General features: G+C 52.9%; 15 protein-coding genes and 1 riboswitch. Of the genes, 11 read left to right on the top strand and 4 right to left on the bottom strand.

Translation table 11 applies throughout. The features are described from left to right. Nucleotides 1–37 precede the first annotated feature (37 nt). The gene (wbaP, locus tag CKL79_RS03805; RefSeq protein ID WP_346427043.1) at nucleotides 38–1,498 is read left to right on the top strand and encodes an undecaprenyl-phosphate galactose phosphotransferase WbaP; all 1,461 of its coding nucleotides are present in this window, start codon (nucleotides 38–40) and stop codon (nucleotides 1,496–1,498) included. After that, nucleotides 1,485–2,846 carry an O-antigen ligase family protein gene (locus CKL79_RS03800; RefSeq protein ID WP_121968262.1) on the top strand — a complete coding sequence of 454 codons (1,362 nt, stop codon included), beginning with the start codon at nucleotides 1,485–1,487 and terminating at the stop codon, nucleotides 2,844–2,846. Before wbaP ends, CKL79_RS03800 begins: the two co-directional genes overlap by 14 nt. 86 nt (nucleotides 2,847–2,932) lie before the next feature. On the opposite strand, the gene CKL79_RS03795 is transcribed toward CKL79_RS03800, so the two are convergent. Further along, nucleotides 2,933–3,028 (bottom strand): cytochrome b6-f complex subunit PetL, encoded by a 96-nt coding sequence (locus CKL79_RS03795; protein WP_121968261.1) that lies wholly within the window; start codon nucleotides 3,026–3,028, stop codon nucleotides 2,933–2,935. 91 nt (nucleotides 3,029–3,119) lie between these two features. Between CKL79_RS03795 and aroB the strand changes: the two genes are divergently transcribed. Continuing rightward, nucleotides 3,120–4,268: a 3-dehydroquinate synthase gene (aroB, locus tag CKL79_RS03790; RefSeq protein WP_121968260.1), complete on the top strand. Its 1,149-nt coding sequence runs from the start codon at nucleotides 3,120–3,122 to the stop codon at nucleotides 4,266–4,268. A 387-nt stretch (nucleotides 4,269–4,655) separates the two neighbouring features. On the opposite strand, the gene CKL79_RS03785 is transcribed toward aroB, so the two are convergent. Beyond that, nucleotides 4,656–7,511, bottom strand: coding sequence for a cation-translocating P-type ATPase (locus tag CKL79_RS03785; protein ID WP_121968259.1), 2,856 nt, complete (start codon nucleotides 7,509–7,511; stop codon nucleotides 4,656–4,658). A gap of 97 nt (nucleotides 7,512–7,608) precedes the next feature. Between CKL79_RS03785 and CKL79_RS03780 the strand changes: the two genes are divergently transcribed. The 3 genes from CKL79_RS03780 to CKL79_RS03770 all read left to right on the top strand — a co-directional run bounded on the left by CKL79_RS03780 (nucleotide 7,609) and on the right by CKL79_RS03770 (nucleotide 12,085). Continuing rightward, nucleotides 7,609–8,703 carry an ATP-binding protein gene (locus tag CKL79_RS03780; RefSeq protein WP_121968258.1) on the top strand — a complete coding sequence of 365 codons (1,095 nt, stop codon included), beginning with the start codon at nucleotides 7,609–7,611 and terminating at the stop codon, nucleotides 8,701–8,703. 55 nt (nucleotides 8,704–8,758) lie between these two features. After that, a riboswitch (cyclic di-AMP (ydaO/yuaA leader) is annotated at nucleotides 8,759–8,902 on the top strand. A 70-nt stretch (nucleotides 8,903–8,972) separates the two neighbouring features. Further along, nucleotides 8,973–10,313: an SLC13 family permease gene (locus CKL79_RS03775; protein WP_121968257.1), complete on the top strand. Its 1,341-nt coding sequence runs from the start codon at nucleotides 8,973–8,975 to the stop codon at nucleotides 10,311–10,313. A 278-nt stretch (nucleotides 10,314–10,591) separates the two neighbouring features. Next, nucleotides 10,592–12,085: an ATP-binding protein gene (locus CKL79_RS03770; RefSeq protein ID WP_170943962.1), complete on the top strand. Its 1,494-nt coding sequence runs from the start codon at nucleotides 10,592–10,594 to the stop codon at nucleotides 12,083–12,085. A gap of 200 nt (nucleotides 12,086–12,285) precedes the next feature. Here the strand turns inward: CKL79_RS03770 and CKL79_RS03765 are convergent, their stop codons facing one another. Beyond that, nucleotides 12,286–12,675, bottom strand: a complete 390-nt coding sequence (locus CKL79_RS03765) for a hypothetical protein (RefSeq protein WP_121968255.1) — start codon at nucleotides 12,673–12,675, stop codon at nucleotides 12,286–12,288. Between the two features lie 672 nt (nucleotides 12,676–13,347). Here CKL79_RS03765 and CKL79_RS23065 point away from each other — a divergent pair. From CKL79_RS23065 to CKL79_RS03735, 5 genes are all read left to right on the top strand, one after another. After that, complete coding sequence (locus CKL79_RS23065) at nucleotides 13,348–13,587, top strand: DUF1838 family protein (protein WP_170943961.1); 240 nt, start codon at nucleotides 13,348–13,350, stop codon at nucleotides 13,585–13,587. Between the two features lie 12 nt (nucleotides 13,588–13,599). Further along, nucleotides 13,600–14,172, top strand: coding sequence for a DUF1838 family protein (locus CKL79_RS03755; RefSeq protein WP_346427042.1), 573 nt, complete (start codon nucleotides 13,600–13,602; stop codon nucleotides 14,170–14,172). 468 nt (nucleotides 14,173–14,640) lie between these two features. Next, nucleotides 14,641–15,018, top strand: coding sequence for a resolvase (locus CKL79_RS03750; protein WP_121968252.1), 378 nt, complete (start codon nucleotides 14,641–14,643; stop codon nucleotides 15,016–15,018). 678 nt (nucleotides 15,019–15,696) lie between these two features. After that, a complete protein-coding gene (locus CKL79_RS03740) occupies nucleotides 15,697–16,206 on the top strand; it encodes an inorganic diphosphatase (RefSeq protein WP_121968250.1) in 510 nt (169 codons plus the stop codon). Between the two features lie 387 nt (nucleotides 16,207–16,593). Next, complete coding sequence (locus CKL79_RS03735) at nucleotides 16,594–17,508, top strand: MBL fold metallo-hydrolase (RefSeq protein WP_240518642.1); 915 nt, start codon at nucleotides 16,594–16,596, stop codon at nucleotides 17,506–17,508. A gap of 28 nt (nucleotides 17,509–17,536) precedes the next feature. On the opposite strand, the gene gntT is transcribed toward CKL79_RS03735, so the two are convergent. Continuing rightward, nucleotides 17,537–18,913, bottom strand: a complete 1,377-nt coding sequence (gntT, locus tag CKL79_RS03730; RefSeq protein ID WP_121968249.1) for a guanitoxin biosynthesis MATE family efflux transporter GntT — start codon at nucleotides 18,911–18,913, stop codon at nucleotides 17,537–17,539. Between the last annotated feature and the right edge of the window lie 197 nt (nucleotides 18,914–19,110).

Genomic DNA, 19,110 nt, shown 5'->3' with positions numbered 1-19,110 from the left:
GCATCACCGACGGGGAGTAGGACATGCCGCTGTGACCATCTATCCAATCTCAAGCTCTAACAGTGTTAGTGGAACTAGCCTTAAGCGGGCGATCGCCCGAGTTTCTACCCGTCCCTGGCTCACGCTGATTACGCTGATCGCGATTGATCTGCTATGTCTTGGGCTGGCGGGGGTCGCTAGCGTCTGGGTGCGGCTGATATTCGGTGGTCAATTTCACCCTTCTCTATACTGGCGGCTGTGGCCGATCGCGGGCATTTTTATACTGGCCTACGCGCTGGCTAGCCTCTACCCAGGAATTGCTATGAGCCCAGTAGACGAGCTGCGTCGCCTGACCCTGACGACAACGCTGCTCTATTTACTATTGGGCTCCTCTATTTTTCTTTTTCGAGAGGTCGCGCTTTACTCTAGAGCGGCTTTTTTGATGGCCTGGCTGTTCTCTATTGTCTTTGTGATTATTGGCCGCTATGGTATTCGGTCGCTGTGTGCTCGCCAGCCCTGGTGGGGCTATCCGGTGGTGGTGATGGGGGCGGGGGCGACGGGAGAAATGGTGATTCGCACCTTGCAACGTCAGCCCAGCTTGGGGCTCAAACCCATTGCTGTTTTGGATGACGATCCGGGTAAGCATGGGTCTTTAGCGGGTGTGCCGGTGGTGGGGAATCTGGCTCTTGCTCCGGTATTAGCCCGAGAGCTGAAGATTCCCTATGCGATCGTGGCGATGCCGGGCGTCGCCCGCCATCAGCTGATGCAGCTACTAGAGCGCTATGGCCGTACCTTTCCTCACCTAATGATTATTCCTGATCTGTTTGGCATGGCCAGTCTCTGGGTTGTTGCTAAAGACTTGGGAGGCGTTTTGGGCTTAGAAACGCGGCAGCAGCTTTTTTTACCCAGACCTAGACTGCTGAAGGCCACCCTAGATAAGGGGCTGGTGCTTTTAATCGGGCTGTTGGCCCTGCCGCTGATTGCCGTGATTAGTTTGCTGATTGCCTGTGACTCACCTGGGCCAATTTTCTACCGGCAAACCCGTATCGGCCAAGGCGGAAAACTGTTTCAGGCTTGGAAATTTCGCTCAATGGTGCTCAATGCCGACTTAGCGCTAGAGCAGTATTTGCAGGATCATCCTGAGCTGCGGGCGCTGTGGGAGAAAGATCATAAGCTGAAGGCCGATCCGAGAATTACGCGGGTCGGGCATTTCTTGAGGCAGACTAGCCTGGATGAACTGCCGCAGATGTGGAATGTGCTGCGGGGTGAGATGAGTATGGTTGGCCCTCGCCCAATCGTGCATCAGGAGGTTTGGCGATATGGCGATAAGTTTGAACTGTATTTGCAGGTGTTGCCTGGCCTCACCGGGCTATGGCAGGTTTCGGGACGCAATAACGTCACTTATGAAGAGCGGGTTAACTTTGATACCTACTATGTTCGCAACTGGTCGATGTGGTTGGATATTTACATTCTGATCCGTACTATTAGGGTCGTTTTAGCTGGGGATGGTGCGTATTGAGATGATACGGCTAGGAGAGGGTAAGAGAAAACTACAGTTTGCTCGCGGCGGGCCTCCACCCCGCCGCGAGCAGGTCTGGCTGGGAAGTTTGATTGCGCTGCCATACGTTAGCTATGCCAGTCTGGTGGTGATGTTAGGGCTGCTAATTGCCGCTATGTTTCAGCGGGGTGGCCGGGTTTGGCGGCTATGCGGGCAGCGAGGCTTTGGCTGGCTAAGCGGGGGGCTGCTGCTGAGCGCTAGCTTTGCGATGAACCGGGGTGAGGCTTTTTTGCAGCTCACTAATTTTTTGCCCTTCTTTCTCTTCTTTGGCATTCTGGCGACGGTGCCTTCTGTCGTTAAGCAGCCTTTTATCAAGCTGGAAACTCTGGCCAGATGGCTGCTGCTGACCTCGGTGCCGATGAATTTGCTGGCAGTGGTTGAGTACGGGCTGAGGTTTGAGACCGTTGCGCCGCGCATTCGCACGCTTGCTCTACCTGGCTGGCTACTGGGCTGGCTGCTGGGCTGGCTATACGATGAACCTGATTTTGGTCACCGGGCTCACAGCGTCTTTAGCCATCCGAACACGCTGAGTGCCTATCTGGTGATTATTTTGGGGCTGGGGCTGGGGCTGGGGCTGAAGGGGCTTGCTAAGCAAACCCGGTTTAACCGGCAGCAGTGGGCTGAGGCTGGGGCGATCGCTCTCTGCATTGTCGCTATCTTTTGTACGGGGTCGCGCAATGGGGTGCTGATCGCCTTTGTGCTGGTGGCGATCGCTCTATACTCGGCCCGTCGTCACCGCTGGGTGATGCTCTCGGGGCTGGTGGGAAGCGGGGCGATCGCTGCTGCTGTTTTGGCTTGGGGGATTGGGGGGCGATCGCTTTCTCTGGCCCTGATTACCCAAGACCCTCGGATTGGGGTTTGGCGACTGGGTTTAGACATGATCTGGCAGCGGCCCTGGCTGGGGTGGGGATTTGCAGGGCTGCGACTGACTTATGAACCGGGCAGCATTCCTGGCTATGACAGCATTGCCCATGCGCACAATGTCTGGCTGTTTTTAGCATCAGAGGCTGGTATCCCTGTGATGCTGGGCTTTTGCGTCGTAATTGGGAGGCTGTGCTACGAGGGTGTGAGCACCTTTATTTGGGGAAAGCTGCCTGCTGAAAACCGCGCTATTTTGCTGGGCTACCTGCTGGCTTTTGCGAGCTGCCTGATGTTTGCTTTGTTTGATGTGACGCTGTTTGACTCACGCATCAACGTGCTCAGCTGGGGGCTATTGGCTAGTATCTATCTGCTTAGTCACAGTGACCCGGCTGGACCCAAAATGGCAGAAAGCGAGCTACCCAAAAATGAACAGGGCGCGAGCAGCTGACTTTCTAGCCGTGCTCACGCCCTGCGGTTTGCTACAGATGACTACTGCAGACTCTATGCCAAATTCAGGGGTCAAATTCAGGAAAACTAGATCAGCTTTACCGCTCGCAGGCCAAAGTAAAGCGCCATCGCTGTCCCAAATAGTGCTGCCAGGTAAACCACATAAATTACTGCGCCGCCCATCTTTATCTCCTAAACTGAGGTTCTCAATGCTTTGTCTATTGAAGCATATCCTCTGCTCTCCTACCGTTGGGGTTTCCCCTATCTAACTCCTATGACTGCCCTGACTAAAACCACTATCCGCGTCAATATTCCTCAGGACGCTTACGATATTCGAATCGCACCGGGCGGTCTTGACTATTTGGGGCCGTGGCTGGCGGCGGAAGGCAATCCGCTGATTAAGCCTGGGCAGAAGGTGCTGGTGGTTTCTAATCCGGTGGTGTTTGAGCTGTATGGAGAGCGGGCGATTACTTCTCTTACTCAGGCGGGCTATCAGGTCTGTCACTGCATTTTGCCAGCGGGCGAATCGTACAAAACCCTAGCCTCAATTGAAAAGATTCACGATGTCGCCTACGAAAACCGGCTGGAGCGCAGCTCTGCAATGGTAGCGCTAGGAGGCGGGGTGATTGGCGATATGACCGGCTTCGCGGCGGCGACCTGGCTGCGGGGAATCGCCGTGGTGCAGGTGCCGACTTCGCTATTGGCAATGGTCGATGCCTCAATGGGCGGCAAAACTGGGGTGAATCACCCTCGGGGTAAGAATTTAATCGGTGCCTTTCATCAGCCGAAGCTAGTGCTGATTGACCCAAAGGTCTTAGAAACGCTGCCTGTTAGAGAGTTTCGGGCAGGCGTTGCCGAAGTGATTAAGTACGGGGTAATTTGGGATTTGCCTCTGTTTGAGCGACTAGAGGCGGCTGAACGGCTAGACGATTTCACTCAGGTCAGTCACGAGCTGCTGCAAACGATGCTGAACCATTCCTGCCAGGCCAAGGCCGATGTGGTCAGTCAGGATGTCAGAGAAGCTGGCATTCGGGCCATTTTGAACTATGGCCATACGGTTGGCCATGCGATAGAGAGCCTGACGGGCTACAGCGAGATTAATCACGGCGAAGCTGTTGCCATTGGGATGGTGGTGGCCGGAGAGATTGCGGTAGCGCTGAATCTAGAACCGGTCACTGATGGCACGTGGGACGAGTCGGCAGCGCAGCGTCAAAAGGCGCTGATTGAGAAGGCCCAGCTGCCGACCCGGCTACCTACAGACATTAGCATCGACGATATTTTAAGGGCGCTAAAAAGCGATAAGAAAGTCCAGTCGGGGCGCGTTAGGTTTGTGCTGCCTGGCAGTATTGGCACTGCCTTTGTCACCGATCAGGTCAGTAATGAGAGCGTCCGGCGGGTATTAAACGCTTGTCGCGCTTTTTGATGACAAAGGTCATGAGAGTTCTTGAGGCGTGGCTCAAACCGGGGTTACACTTTCGATGCGATTCTCTAACGAGAGGCTACGCCAACAGGTAGGCAAAGCTGGCTGAGCCATTGATAAGGATGGCCTAATTTGAGCTGACAGTGTTACCTAAAATTGACCGAAATTGAACCACCCCCGTAAATGAACAGATTTTTGCCAGTCAACTAGGGGGCATGGCCGATCAGGGCAAATTTCCCTGAGGCCGTTTTGCAAAAGTGCACAGGTGCCGCGCAGATACAGAAGTTTTCGTTATGCCCTGTATCTAAACAAGACAATTAAGTACCTTTATGAGACTCACTTTAACCTTAATGAGTCTCATGAAGAGACTATCTTCCAGGTGCGGAGCTGCTATGGACGATGGCTATAGGTTTGTGACTTGCCGCTTACTGCCGTTTTTCTCCGGTAAGAAAGCTGAATGACGAGCTTTTCGGCCTCTAGCCAGACAAAGACCAGCGCGCTAAAGCCAAAGCAAACCGCCAGTTCCAGCCCAGATAGCGGATGCAGGCCGAAAAATTGTTGCAATACGGGCACGTACATCAGCGCCACCTGTAAGCCGGTGGTGAGCAATACGGCTCCCCACACGTAAGGGTTCGATAGGGGACTGAGCTGAGCCGTTAGGCGCACATCGGAACGGGCGGCTAGGGCATGGCCCATCTGCGCCAGACAGAGGGTGGTAAACACCATCGTCTTCCAGGTGTCGGGGTCGCCGGGATAGCCTGCGGCGTGGGTATATTGAAAGGCCCAAGCCATCAGACCAATGGTCAAGATCGCCAGCAAAATGCCGACCCGCACCATGTAGGCTCCTAGCCCCCGCGCAAAAATGCTTTCTCTAGGGTTGTGGGGCGATCGCTGCATCACATTGGGTTCTGCTGGTTCCATCGCCAAGGCCAGGGCGGGGACGCCATCGGTGACCAGGTTCATCCACAAAATTTGCAGCGGCGACAGGGGAACGCCCCCCAAACCCATCAGGGGAGCCGCAGCGATGGTCAGCACTTCACCGATGTTGCTGCCCAGGATGTATTTGATGAAGCGGCGAATGTTGTCGTACACCACCCGACCTTCTTCGGTAGCGGCCACGATGGTAGCGAAGTTGTCATCTAGCAGCACCATATCGCTAGCTTCTTTACTCACGTCGGTGCCGGTGATGCCCATGGCAATGCCGATATCTGCCTGCTTCAGGGCCGGGGCGTCGTTTACCCCATCTCCGGTCATGGCGACAAATTCTCCTCGCTTTTGCAGTGCCTGCACAATGCGGAGCTTATGCTCAGGCGCGACCCTGGCGTAAACGCTGACATAGGACACTACATGCTCTAGTTCGTCGCTGGAGAGATGGGTCAGCTCCTGCCCGGTCAGAATGGTGTCTCCGGGGTAGGCAATGCCCAAATCTTCGGCTATTACTTGGGCGGTGAGGGGATGATCGCCGGTAATCATCACCGGGCGGATGCCTGCTTGACGACAGGCGGCGACTGCTGATCGCACCTCGGGGCGAGGGGCGTCTAACATGCCTACTAATCCTAGCCAGATCAGGTCTTGCTCTTGGGTTTCAAGATTGTCCAGGGGCACTGGCGGGGTGAGGGGTTTCATGGCAAATCCCAACACCCGCAGACCCCGAGAAGCCATAGCGTTGTTCTGAGCCAGTACCTGTTGCTGCATCTCAGCCGTTAGCGGTTCTGCTTCGCCCCCACCTCGGAAAAATCGGCAGCGCTCCAGCACCAGCTCTGGGGAGCCCTTGGTGAACAGGAGGGGACTGCTGCTAGTGAGCGGATAGGCTTCCTCTTCACCGGGCTGCACGACTACGCTCATGCGTTTCCGCTCCGAAGTGAAGGGAATTTCTGCCAGGCGATCCCTGTGGCGACTCAGTTTGCTGGCGTTGAATCCGCCTTTGCCCGCTAAGGCCAGCAAGGCCCCCTCCGTCGGGTCGCCCAAAACTGTCCAAATGCTGCCGTTCTGGCTCAAAGCGGCATCGTTGCAAAGAGCACAGGCAATTAACAGGCTCTCCAGCGCGGGGGCACGGTCTAAGTTGACCGTTTGTTCTTGGCTTAGAATGCTGCCCTGGGGGGTATACCCTTCTCCGGTGACCTGATAGTTATCTTCCAGAGTTTGTACCTGCTGCACCACCATTTTGTTTTGGGTCAGGGTGCCGGTTTTGTCTGAGCAGATGGTGGTAACGGAGCCTAAGGTCTCAACGGCAGGCAGCTTGCGTATCAGGGCGTGGCGGCGCACCATGCGCTGGGTACCTAGGGCCAGGGTTACCGTGATCACAGCGGGGAGGCCCTCGGGTACGACCGCTACCGCCATGCTGAGAGACACTTCTAGCAGTTCATCAAACAGGCTAAGATCGCCCGTCCGCAGCAGGCCGATCACCACGACCAAAGCTACCAATGCCAGAGAGCCCGATACCAGCACGTTGCCCAGTTGTGTCATCCGCTGCTGTAGGGGCGTTGGTTCGCTTTCTACAGACTGAATTAGGGTGGCGATGCGACCTAGCTCCGTCTGCATCCCGGTCTGGGTCACCAGTACAGTGCCCCGGCCTTGCAGCACTTCGGTACCTTGAAAGACCAGATTAAGGCGATCGCCCAGGGCCGCTTCTGCCGATAGGGTGGCCTGGGGCTGCTTGATCACCGCCTCTGCTTCCCCGGTGAGCGCGGCTTCTCGCACCTGAAGATTGGCTGCATTGAGCAGGCGACCATCGGCAGGCACCTGAACGCCCGCGTCTAGCAAGACCACATCTCCTGGTACCAGCGACTTGGCATCGATTTCTTGCTCGAAGCCGCTGCGCATCACCCGCACGCGGGAGGCGGTCATGTTTTTGAGTGCAGCCAGGGCTTTTTCGGCCTTGCTCTCTTGCAGATAGCCCAATAACCCGTTCAGCAGCACAATCGCAAAAATCGCGATCGCGTCCTTAGGAAACCCGCCCTGTCGCAAATGGAGAACCAAGGACACCAGGGCCACCGCAATCAACATCAGCAGCATGATGTTCTTGAACTGGTCCCACAGAATCACCCAGGGGCTGCGGGTAGCCCCTTCTTTCAGCTCGTTGAGGCCGTAGATCTGCTGCCGACGGAGGGCTTCGCGGTTACTCAAGCCCTCGGGACTGCTTTCCAACAGTCCGAGGGCCTGCTGCTGCCCGAGGGTATGCCATTGATTGGAGGGCGAGTTGGAAAACGCACTCACGTCAGGATGGGAGGTTGCGCTGTGAACCATGGATTTTGTCTACCTTCAAGATTGGGGTGGTACGATTAAAAAGTACCTCAAGAGTATTTATAGCACTAAAAAATAGTGCCGATACAAAAATTTAGCTATGGCGAATGCGTTTGTTCCCCAGTCACTGGTCTGCCGGGAAGCTGAGTTAGAGCAGGTCTGTACCCTGCTACGGCAGGACCGTGATTTTGTCGTGACAGGGGTGTCTGGGGCCGGGCGGCGCACCTTGATCCGCAGCGCGGCACGGCAGGTGGGCTCCCGCTGTTTAGAAATCGACTTTCTCCGCTGCCGCAATGCGGGGCAGTTTTTGCGATTTCTGGCGGATGGCCTCACCGATACTTTTTCGGAACCGGATGAGCTGGCTAAAATTCAGCAGTGGAGTCTGAGTCAACCCCTCACCCTCGACAAAACTCTCTCGCCTCAGGGGCGGCTCGTATGGCCAATTCCTCCAGGAAAAGAGTGGCTGTTGTTTGAAGGGCTGCTGGCCCTACCCCAGCAGCTTGCCGAAGGGCTGGACTGTCAGGTAGTGATTATCTTTCACAACTTTCCCCACATCCGCTCCTGGGACCGTCAGGGCAAATGGGAAACTTACCTGAGGCAAGAAATCGCGCGCCAGAGCCGGGTGAGCTATGGCTTGTTGGCCACCGTTGCCGAACCCTGGATGCTTGCTAGCCAGTTGCCCGTGATCTCGCTGGCACCCCTGAGCAACGAAGAATTGCGCCCCTGGATTGCAGGCAGCATGGCGACGGCAGGCCTTAAATTTGACCCCCATAGCCGCGCTCTAGATCTGTACTTACGCTACGCACAGGGCCACATGAAAGATGCCATTACCCTGGCTCAGCGCATCTGGCTGGACTACCACGCCATGACCCCTCAGCCTCCCACGGGGCTGATCCAGGCCCATCAGGTGCACAGCAGCATCCTGGCGCTGACTCAGGATATGAGCGTCACCTTTGAGGCCCTCTTGCTGCTGCTGCCCCCTACCCAGGCCCGCGTGCTGGAGAGTCTGGCTCTCGACCCCACCGATAGCCCCCAAGCCAGCGCCTATATCAAAAAACACCAGCTATCTCGGGGCGGCGGCCTGCAGGGAGCCCTCAACAGCCTCGAACAAAAGGGGTTAATCTATGGGCCCCAGTACGGCTACCGCATTGCTCTGCCTCTGCTCTATTTTTGGCTGAAGCGACGACTAGGATAGTGCTAGCAATAACTTTACTGCTCTAGAAAGTAGTGCTATCTTAAGGAGATTCTAATTGAGCCATCAGCCTAATTTGGCTTTATGCCAAAACGGGGGACCCACTTTAGGGGCGCACTCTGGAGACACACCGTAGTTTCAGAGGGGAGAACTCTCACTCCTAGCCCGTCAGCTAACTCCGTCGGCAATGAGGGAAGGGTTGCTTGCCCCAAGGCACAGCAGATCTCCTGGTTGGATGCGCTCAGATTTATCTATCTCTACCAGGAGGGACTATGGCCAATGGACCTGCGATCGCTGCGTCACTGATTTTTGTGGGCGTGCTAGCTTGCATCATTACTGAACGCATTCAACTCACTATTGCCGCCATGCTGGGGTCGATGGTGCTGATGTTTCTCAACATCTTGACCCTGACCGAAGCGGTTAACTACATTGCCCGCAGCTATGCCACCCTAGCCTTGTTCTTTGGGGTGATGGTGATGGTGCGCGCCTTTGAGCCGACCCGCATTTTTGACTATCTGGCCACGCAAATAGTGGTGCTCGCAGATGGTCAGGGAAAACGCCTTTTGCTTGGCATTGTCGCCATTACCACTCCCATTTGTGCCGTGCTGCCCAACGCCACTACGGTGATGCTGCTGGCCCCGCTGATTCCCCCCATGGCGACGGAGTTGGGCGTGAATTTTGTGCCCCTGCTGATACTGATGGTGTTTGTCGCCAACAGTGCTGGGTTACTTACGCTGGTGGGCGATCCGGCCACCTTTATTGTCGGTGACGCCATTAATATCAGCTTTGTGGACTATCTCAAGTCATTGAGTTTAGGGGGTGCGATCGCCATCGGCGTCATTGTAGTGATGCTGCCGGTGCTGTTTCCCGCCATCTGGCACAAACAGCTCGAAGACCTGAGTCACCTCCCCCACCCAAAGCTCAAACATCCCCGGATCTTGGCTCTGATGGGGGTGATTGTGGCCTTAGTATTGGGACTGTTTGTGGTGGGAGAATCTTTTCCTGTGCCCATCTCCCCGGCGACGGCGGCGCTGACGGGGGCGGCGCTTTGTCTGCTGATTGCCCACCACAGCGGCATCGACTCGGTTCAAAACATCTTTAAGGATGTGGACTGGAGCACCCTAATCTTTTTTATGAGTGTGTTTGTGCTGATTGGCGGGCTGGAGAAAACCGGCGTTCTCAGCGGCGCATCCGGCATTCTGGCCCTGATTATCGGCAAAAATATTGCCCTGGGTGCGATCGTGCTGCTGCTGGTGGTGGGTTTCTTGTCCAGCCTGATTCCCAACATTCCTCTGGTAGTGGCGATGGTGCCGCTCCTTAAGCAGTACCTGGTGACGGTGGGCCTGGCCGCACCCGAAATTCTCGATCCAAATTTTGCCGGGACTTTACCGATTGAAGTGCTGCCCCTCTTCTACGCCATGATGTACGGCGCTACTTTGGGGGGCAACGGCACCCTCGTCGGAGCCTCCTCAAATATTGTGGCGGCGGGTATCGCTGAACAACACGGCAAGCCCATCTCGTTTCAAATGTTTTTGCGGTACGGCATTCCGGTGGCGGTCTTACAGGTGACCGCGATCAGCCTGTATATGTTGATTCGCTTCTTGAGAGTTTGAACATAACCCACAACCCACCGGTCGTAATAGTTCAGGACCCTGCCACCACAAACGCAATTTTTTTCGGTGGCTTCACTTCAAGGATGAGCCAGTCAGAGGTATAGTGCTGCAATCTCGGCCCTTCAAAAGGGGAACAGCGTTTTATCGGGATTTCTCTCGATAGGATTAGGCTTCTCTAATCGCCAGGTGGGCACTCTTAGGTACCTTTATCTATGAAGTGAAGCTTTCCAGTGAGACTAGCTAACTACACCTCCGCAATTTCGTCCGCAATCTCGAAAGTGCAAGCAGATATCGAAAAAAAGGCAATTTCGACCCAGAACTCACTTAATAGGATTACGAATAAAATTCGGCAATCGCTCGATTTTGCAGAGATTTGTGAGACAGCTACCCAAGAGTTGCTTCATCTCTTAAAAACCGATAGAGTTGCCATTTATCGATTCAATCCAGATTGGAGCGGTCGCTTTACATGTGAGGCAGTAGGTTCAGAGTGGATATCACTTGTCGAAGCGCAGCAAAATAACGACCTGATTTCAAAAAACGTCAGCGACTGTAGCATCAGATTACTCGACACGCATAAAACAACCGATACGCATCTCCAGGCTACCTACGGTGGCTCTTTTGTCCAAGGGAAAGTCTTTCGAGTCTGTGAAGATATTGAAAATGCTGGCTTTAGTGACTGTTATGTAGACGTTTTAAAGAGCTATCAAGCCCGCTCCTATGTCATTATTGCCGTTTATTTAGATAGCCAGCTCTGGGGCCTTTTAGCCGCTTATCAAAATTCTGGCCCCAGACAGTGGAAAGAGAATGAGGTGCAGATCCTAGTTCAGGTCGCCGAGCAGATCGGTATTGCGCTGAAGCAGGCGGAATATGTCCTAACGATTCAGAAACAAACGACCGAACTCAATGAAACACTGCGGCAGTTGCAACAGTCTCAAGCTCAGCTTGTTCACAGTGAAAAAATGGCTAGCTTAGGTCAACTTGTTGCAGGTATTGCACACGAGATTAATAATCCGATTAATTTCATACATGCCAATTTGCTCTATGTCGAGCCCTATGTGAGCGATTTGTTGACGTTGGTTCATTCAGAACTGGAAAGGAAGCCAACAGCCGATAATGACGATATTTCAGCTCGCGATAGTGAGATCGATTTTGAATTTATCCTTAAAGATTTACCTAAAATAATAGACTCTATGCTTTTAGGCTCCAACCGCATTCGTGAGATTGTGCTGTCTCTTCGTAATTTCTCTCGATTAGACGAGTCTGGGCTTAAGCAAATTGATCTACATGAGGGTATAGAAAGCACGCTGGTCATTCTCAATCATCAGCTAGCGGCTAGCAGAAAGCACTCTAAAATAGAAGTCATCAAGGATTATGGTGATATTTCAACCGTAGAGTGTGACCCAGCTCAGATTAATCAAGTCTTCCTGGCGATTCTGTCGAACGCTGTCGAAAGCCTGGAGGAAGCCTACTGCATAGAAAAAATGAGGGCTAATGGTTTCAGCCAACTGCCTCAGATTTGGATAAGCACTCAAATGAATGAGCAGAATCAAGCCGTTATCCGTATTCAAGACAATGGTTTAGGTATAGAAGAAAGCCTCCAAACAAAGATATTTGACCACTTCTTTACGACCAAACCTGTTGGCACGGGGACTGGATTGGGATTAGCGATCGCACGGCAAATTATTGAAGATAATCACAGAGGAACGTTAACCCTGGATACCAGTCAGGCACAGGGTGCCGCATTCATCATCCAGTTGCCAATCAGCCGTTAGGTGTCATACATCTGGCTAATTGGGGCCTGATGAAAAAAGATAGAAAGCGGAGCCAGAGACTACCTAGGGATCTGCCTGAGACTTTCATTCAGGGGTATTAACGCTAAACACGCATGCTTTATCAATGTCTGTCCCGGTTGAAGAGTTTTTTCAAAAAGAGAAATGCCAGCACGATCACCAAGATAATCGGCAGCGTTACCTTAAAGCCTGCGCTCACCGACGTATAAAGGCGAGGAGATGGCAGACAGGTAAACGCAGCGCTCACGTCCGTTCGTCCTACAGACCAGCCACCGTAAAGGCAAATAACCACCCGGTGAACCTACGAAGGCAAGTAAAGCAACGCCTATCCAACCCGGCGCGATCGCAATCAGCGCAGGTTTCAGCGGACGTTCTACTTCAGGCGAAATCGCCCTAGATTCCACTGTTTCAGGGACTGCCCCGGCCAGCCAGCCTTCTGCACGGGTGTGTTCAAATCCCCAGCACTCATACCACTGCACCATGTTCTGAGCGGCCAGTACACCCGCCCATCCGGCGATTAAAGAAGCCAGTACGGAGCCGAGTCCGATAGTCACGGCTGAGAGCGGCGTCATTGAGGTGGATGAGAAAGTCCACGGCCACCATATGGCAGCGCCGCACCCGGCAGTGACAGCACCGATAATGGGAGCGATCGCCCGGTACAGCCGAACCCGTCCTAGCGGATAAAAAAACGCAGCGGTGACGATAGTTTTTGCTTCTAAAATCGGCTTTGACTAGTTGCGGGTTACGCAAATAACCATACGTCTGCATTCCTCTCAGAAAAAGGGTTTTGAGGATCTGGCTTTATTACAGGACTATTATTGGACTAAAATTTTACTCCCTTTCGCAGAGCGACTGTCGGCTTTTTGCTTTCATAGCTGAGCATACCAGCAAACCTAGACTTCGGTTGCCACGTAGCCTTTGATTGAGCAACCCAGCAAACGTCGTCCATTTGACAGTGGCTATCCACAGGCAAAGCAAGTCTTTATTTAAGACTCAATAGTATTATTTTAAGTCCAAGTTGAATAAAAGAAAGTCTTAAAAAGAGACAAACAGCGTTACGTTTTTTCTGCCTCGACGCCGATTTCTGTAAGATACGAGAGTCGGCTCGAAAGGAGTGGGAAGGAGTTGCAAGTCAATTCTTTAGGACTGAGTATTTCTGCTGTGTTAGCACTCACTGCATTCGCTATCGAAGGAGCGATCGCATCTCTCCATACCCTTCTCAAGCAAAGCAGGCTCCGTCTTCCGTGTCCCCACCGAATGTGGCACAGACGCTCAACCTGGATATTCCTGCCGAAGCGCTACAGGCTTTTCGGAAGCTGCTTTGCTCAGTGGAAGATGGTAAAACGATTTATTACGTTTGGCAGGGAGAGGTCTTTAGTCATCGCCGTGGAGAAGCCGACCAGCATGTTTTTAACGTGCAGGGAATGAGTTCAAGAGCCTACACGACGTTGACTTCCGAGACAGGTTCGCCGGGGTTTCGCTAGGTCAGTCGAGAGGTGATGATTTATCTCGATCCAGAGACGAATGAGATCTTAGAAACTTGGAACAACCCTTGGACAGACCAAACGAACACTGTCCTTACAGTCGCGAACGATCCGGTCAATACGTCGCCTATGTGGGCAGATACGACCGGAGCAAACTTGGACTTCCAAACGTTTGGCAATACGAATACCGTTTTTCTAACAACGACAATTCCGTTGTTTTATCCCAATCCGCTCGGCGGCGAATATCAGTCGTATGTAGGCGGTCAGTACCATGCAATGGAGATGTTTAACTTTGTGGCTAACCGCGCTGAGCTGATTACTCTGCTAGATCGAGATTCAGAAGAGGTTGCGGTGAGCTGGAGTCGAATTTCTCCCTGGCTACCTTGGATGGAAATGGGCGATCGCCCAGGTGAGTTAGTGTTTCATGCAGCGAGCACCCGCTTGTCAGATTGGCAGCAGCTACCGGAGCCACTCAAAAGCCAAATCGCAGAAAACTACGCGCTCTATCAAGACCCACCGCCGCTAGGCGACGACCGACCGAATCAGACAACCTGGACGAATTTTTTAGAAAGCCTGCAACCTTAAGTGTGGCTCAAACAAGGATTACACTTTCGATTCAATCAACACGAGTTCGATAGGCCGCACCAGCAGGGGAAAAGGCTGAAGCGCAGTTTGCGAACGCATCTTTTAGTCTCACAAAAAGACTCAAGATACTCATTTTGAGTCTCAAAAATATACTGATTGGTATTAATTCGAGACGAGAGGATCATACAACTACCAGCCTGTCCAATTAGAGACTCATGAATATCATAAAAAGACTCATATAGAGACTCAAAATTCTCAATTGAAGACATGCTTCCCCGAAAGCGCAGCGTCTGATTAGACAACTCAAAACCCATAGCCGCTCAACAGCTACTGCGATCGCTTAGCTATTCAAAATTATCGTCAGCATTTTGACCAAAACTCACCGCTCAGCAAGACTCACTCATATAGCATTGAGACCCAAAACGAGTTAGCATAGTCTTATGTTGATACAGTACTATAGCTATCCAAATGTCAGAATCAGCTGTTACCGTTTCCGCTCAAAACATCACTATCGACTCGCCAGACCAGCTCATTCCGATTGAAGCGGTACAAAAGATCCTCAGCCGCTCCCGCGCCTCTGTCTATCGCTATGCCAACACTGACCCCGCTATCCTCAACCCACCTTTTAATCCCAAATGTCTTAACCCCGAAATTCGCAGCGATAAAGACGCCCCGCTGATGTTTCACCCCAACGAAGTCGCTCGCTTTGCTCAAGACATGCTGGGCATCAGGCAAGTTACCATCGAAGTCGCTCAGCCTGCTGAGAATGAAACCAACCGGCTGCTGCAAGCAGTCTTAACCGAACTTCAGGCGATTAGATCGCTGTTAGAGCAGCAGCAGACTTGAGACAGACTCTCACAATCCAAAAATTCGCCTAGCCAGCCACCGCCTCAGTAAGCAGTAGTCTATTTCATATTCAATTGCGGTAAATACGGATAAAAGTAACGGCATTATCACAAATGTGAGGTTCTGTGTGCCGAATGTTTGGCTCTTGGATACTATTAACTTACAGGCTTAAGGATTAATGCTGTATGGCTATTAAGCGTATCAGCTTATACTTAATATTGATTGTCCTTTAGCCTACTCTGCTTCAACTGTACTTTACACAAGCGTCTGCCTCTTTTCTCCGTATGGAATCTGCGAGTCCCGAACACCAACCTGAACAACCTCCCGGTCATATTGCTAATATCGTCGGCATCGTCATTGCAGTGATGACACTCACGCTGCCTCTGTATGCCATATCGAGCTTCAATACAGCCGAGGCGGATCCTGTTCCACAGCAGCCATCCCCACTATTTATGAGAGCGCAGAAGTAGAATAAATAAAAACCGGGCTAATTGGTTTAAACGATCGGTTCACCGCTTCCTCACGCAGGCAAAAACTCTTCTATAGCCTGAGAAAACGAATATAAACTGAACCCCACTCTCCCGTAGAATGCTAGTCGGAGGACGCAGCACTCGGGCTGACTTTTTGTCATGCTCAGCCATTTGCTACCCCTCCATCTGCAACCTACAGGAGAAACTTGTGGACCTATCCCGCATTCCCGCTCAGCCCAAGCCCGGCATTGTCAACGTACTCATTGAAATTCCAGCTGGCAGTAAAAACAAGTACGAATTTGACAAAGACCTCAATGCCTTTGCCCTAGACCGCGTTTTATACTCCTCAGTGCAATACCCCTACGACTATGGCTTCATTCCAAACACGCTAGCTGACGACGGCGATCCGCTCGATGGCATGGTGATTATGGATCAGCCAACTTTTCCGGGCTGCGTTATCCCGGCTCGGCCGATTGGCATGATGGAGATGATCGACGGCGGCGATCGCGACGAAAAAATTCTCTGTGTCCCCGCTGACGACCCCCGCTATGTCAATGTCAAATCTCTAGACGACATTGATGAGCATCGTCTGGCCGAAATCGCTGAATTCTTTAAAACCTACAAAAATCTAGAAAAGAAAGAAACCGAAATTCTCGGCTGGAAGAACATCGATCAGGTTCAACCCCTCATCGACGAATGTATCAAAGCGACCCAGTAGCTCACTAGCATCTGCCGTTCAACCCTTATAGAGTCCTAAAAAGACTAGAGTCCTAGAAAGGCCCGCTGGAGATCACGCCAAGCGGGCTTTTGCATACATAGCAAGCGACGGCTGCATGCTCGCAGAGAAGGCTCAGCCTGCTGGTGCTCATTATCTCTTCGCTAGCGCTGCTGCTCTTAGAAGTAGATGACTATCGCGATCACACCCAGGCCGCTTTTTCTTCATCTGTGGGCGATCGCCATCCTTCTCGGTAGCGACCCAAAAAATACGGTCAGAGAGCACGCTAAAAGATAAAGCTAGTACAGACCAAAGCCAAAAATCGATAGAAGCACTGAGATCTTCTTTGTCCAGCCTGGGCTCACTGATTACTACACCCAGCAGCCCATCATGGTTCACACAGCTTTTCCCCCGCGCGATCGCGCTTCGCAGACAGCCATGCAACCCTCGCCAGACACCTCGGCAGATAGCCTGTCAGTGAAGTTTTGGGGCGTGCGGGGTAGCGTGCCGACGCCGACTGCCGCCAACCAGCGCTATGGTGGCAACACCGTCTGCGTAGAAGTCCTGATTGGCCACCAGCGAATTATCTTTGATGGCGGCACTGGCCTGGTCGGGCTGGGCCATCACCTGCAGCATACGCCTTGCAACGCGCATCTTTTTTTCACCCATACCCAGTGGGATCGCATTCAGGGCTTTCCCTTCTTTCAGCCCGCCTTCATCCCCCAAAACCACTTCTCTATCTATGGTGGCACCGCTCCCAATGGCGCATCAATCAAGCACTGTCTCACCGACCAGATGCTACAGCCTCACTTCACCGTGCCGCTGCAGCACATGCGAGCCGACCTCTCCTTTCACACGCTAAGCGATCGCGACAGCTTTCACATTGGCGATATCCAGGTAGACACCTTAAAGATCAACCACCGCACAGAAGCGCTCGGCTATCGGCTCACCTGGCAAGGCCACAGCCTGGTATACGCCACCGACACCCCCACCGAGCAGATCGACCTGGAGCTGCTCAAATTTGCCGACCAGGCAGACCTGCTCATTTACGACGGCACCTATTGCGATCTCACCTACTTGTACGAAACCGACGCCACCAAAACAGCCACACAGCCCTGGGAAACCGGGATTGAGATTGCCCAAAAAGCCCATGTCAAAGAGCTGATTCTGCTCCACCATAGCCCGGTGCAGGACGACGCCACGCTGGATCTCTTACAGACAGCAGTGAGCGATCGCTTCCCCACTGCCAAAATCGCCCACGAAGGCATGGTGCTTCATCAAAGATATCAGGGAAGACCTGTCTAGCTGTCTGCGGCCCATCTAAACGGCCTACTTAAACGGCTGTCTGCGCCGGGTCTGCGCTCACTGCATCACCATCAGCAACTAACAGCTGATGAGTTTTAACCAGCCGGTAAGTCAGGAATGCCAGCAGCACGCCCATGTAGGCGGTCAGCGCGCTCCACAGCAGGTATTCGCTCTGCCGGGTCATGGCGAGCAGCGTCAGTGGCATAAAACCGACGGCAAACCCCAATATCGCCCCATTTCGCAGGGTGGCCCCATCTTTGATGCCGGTAAAGTAGCTCTCCAGCATGAAGGCAGCAGCCGTCAAGCTCAGCAGCGGTACTAGCCAGCCAACTGACTGCTGCATAGCTTGAGAAACTTCAGTATGGCTTGTCAGTAGCTTAAAAATCGCCTCCGGGAAGAAGACTGCACTCAGGGCAAACGTTAGGGCGATCGCCAGCCCCGTCACCAGTGCCACCCCTAACACCGGCAGCATTTGTGCCGTTTGCCCTTTTCCCTTAAAGTTGCCAATCAGCGTTTGGGCCGTCATCCCCACGCCCTGCACCGTAAACTGGCTCAGCAGCGCAATCTGTAGCAGCAGTCCGTTTTCTGCTAGCGTGCCCACGCCAAAAGACGCACTCAGGTTTGTAAAAATGGCGTAGGCCGAGATCAGCGCCAAAAACCGCACCAAAATATTGCCTTTGAGTACCACTGCCGACATCAGCCCCTGCCGGTCCATCACCTGCGCCCAAGCTGGCCTGAGCAACTGCCATTGCATACCGAGCGCCACCGCAACTAGCCCCACCAGCAAAGCCAGATACTGACTCAGCGCTGTGGCCACCCCGGCCCCTGTACTCTCCCAACCCCACTGCCAGATCATCAGATAGTCAAACAGCACATTGGTACCATTGCCAATCAGAGACATCAGCAGAACAATCCCATTCATCTCCCGGCCCAGAAACCAACCGATCAGCACAAAGTTAAGCAGTACAGCGGGCGCTCCCCAGATTCGAGCGTTAAAATACTCCAGCCCCGCGCCTTTGACATCGCCTGACCCAGAAAGCACAGCAAAGCCAAACTGATGAATCGGATATTGCAGCAGCAAAATCACTCCTGCGATCGCCAGCGCGATCAGGCCGCAGCGCAGTCCAGCTACCAGTACTGCTGTCTCGTCATCCTGCCCGACCGCATTAGCCGTAAGCGTGTTGGTACTATTGCGCAAAAACTTCAGAATTCGGTAGATATAGTCAAACAGCAGCCCTCCCAAGATGACGCCAGCCAAATAGTTAATATTATCTAAATGACCTAAAAATGCCGCATCGCACAGACCTGCCAGCGGCACCATCATATTAGACAGCACAGCCACCGCAGCCAACTTATAAAACCGAGGCAAAAAGCTACGGTATTGATCGGGTATAGAGAACGTCATTAGCAATAAGCAGCAACAGCTCGCTAGAGGATCAGTTCTATAATCGCAGCTCTAAGCTTTTCTTGCAGGGCGCTTTTCTTGCAGGGCAAGTCGTGCTAGCTGATGCAGGCAGCACCGTCAGCTGAATGGGCATACAAAAATCGCAAGAGCCGCGCAGCACCCTTGCGATTTTTATATTATGTATTCTCAGTCTATTA

It is taken from the genome of Leptolyngbya sp. BC1307, from assembly GCF_002286735.1.
GTDB lineage: Bacteria > Cyanobacteriota > Cyanobacteriia > Phormidesmidales > Phormidesmidaceae > Phormidesmis.
The sequence above is the reverse complement of the archived record's forward strand: the minus strand, read 5'-3'. Positions and strand labels throughout refer to the sequence as shown.

Coding starts and splice junctions, on each gene's coding strand:
- CKL79_RS03800 (WP_121968262.1), top strand. CDS start 1,485: ATGGTGCGTATTGAGATGATACGGCTAGGAGAGGGTAAGAGAAAACTA.
- CKL79_RS03795 (WP_121968261.1), bottom strand. CDS start 3,028: ATGGGCGGCGCAGTAATTTATGTGGTTTACCTGGCAGCACTATTTGGG.
- aroB (WP_121968260.1), top strand. CDS start 3,120: ATGACTGCCCTGACTAAAACCACTATCCGCGTCAATATTCCTCAGGAC.
- CKL79_RS03785 (WP_121968259.1), bottom strand. CDS start 7,511: ATGGTTCACAGCGCAACCTCCCATCCTGACGTGAGTGCGTTTTCCAAC.
- CKL79_RS03780 (WP_121968258.1), top strand. CDS start 7,609: ATGGCGAATGCGTTTGTTCCCCAGTCACTGGTCTGCCGGGAAGCTGAG.
- CKL79_RS03775 (WP_121968257.1), top strand. CDS start 8,973: ATGGCCAATGGACCTGCGATCGCTGCGTCACTGATTTTTGTGGGCGTG.
- CKL79_RS03765 (WP_121968255.1), bottom strand. CDS start 12,675: ATGACGCCGCTCTCAGCCGTGACTATCGGACTCGGCTCCGTACTGGCT.
- CKL79_RS03750 (WP_121968252.1), top strand. CDS start 14,641: ATGTCAGAATCAGCTGTTACCGTTTCCGCTCAAAACATCACTATCGAC.
- CKL79_RS03735 (WP_240518642.1), top strand. CDS start 16,594: ATGGTTCACACAGCTTTTCCCCCGCGCGATCGCGCTTCGCAGACAGCC.
- gntT (WP_121968249.1), bottom strand. CDS start 18,913: ATGACGTTCTCTATACCCGATCAATACCGTAGCTTTTTGCCTCGGTTT.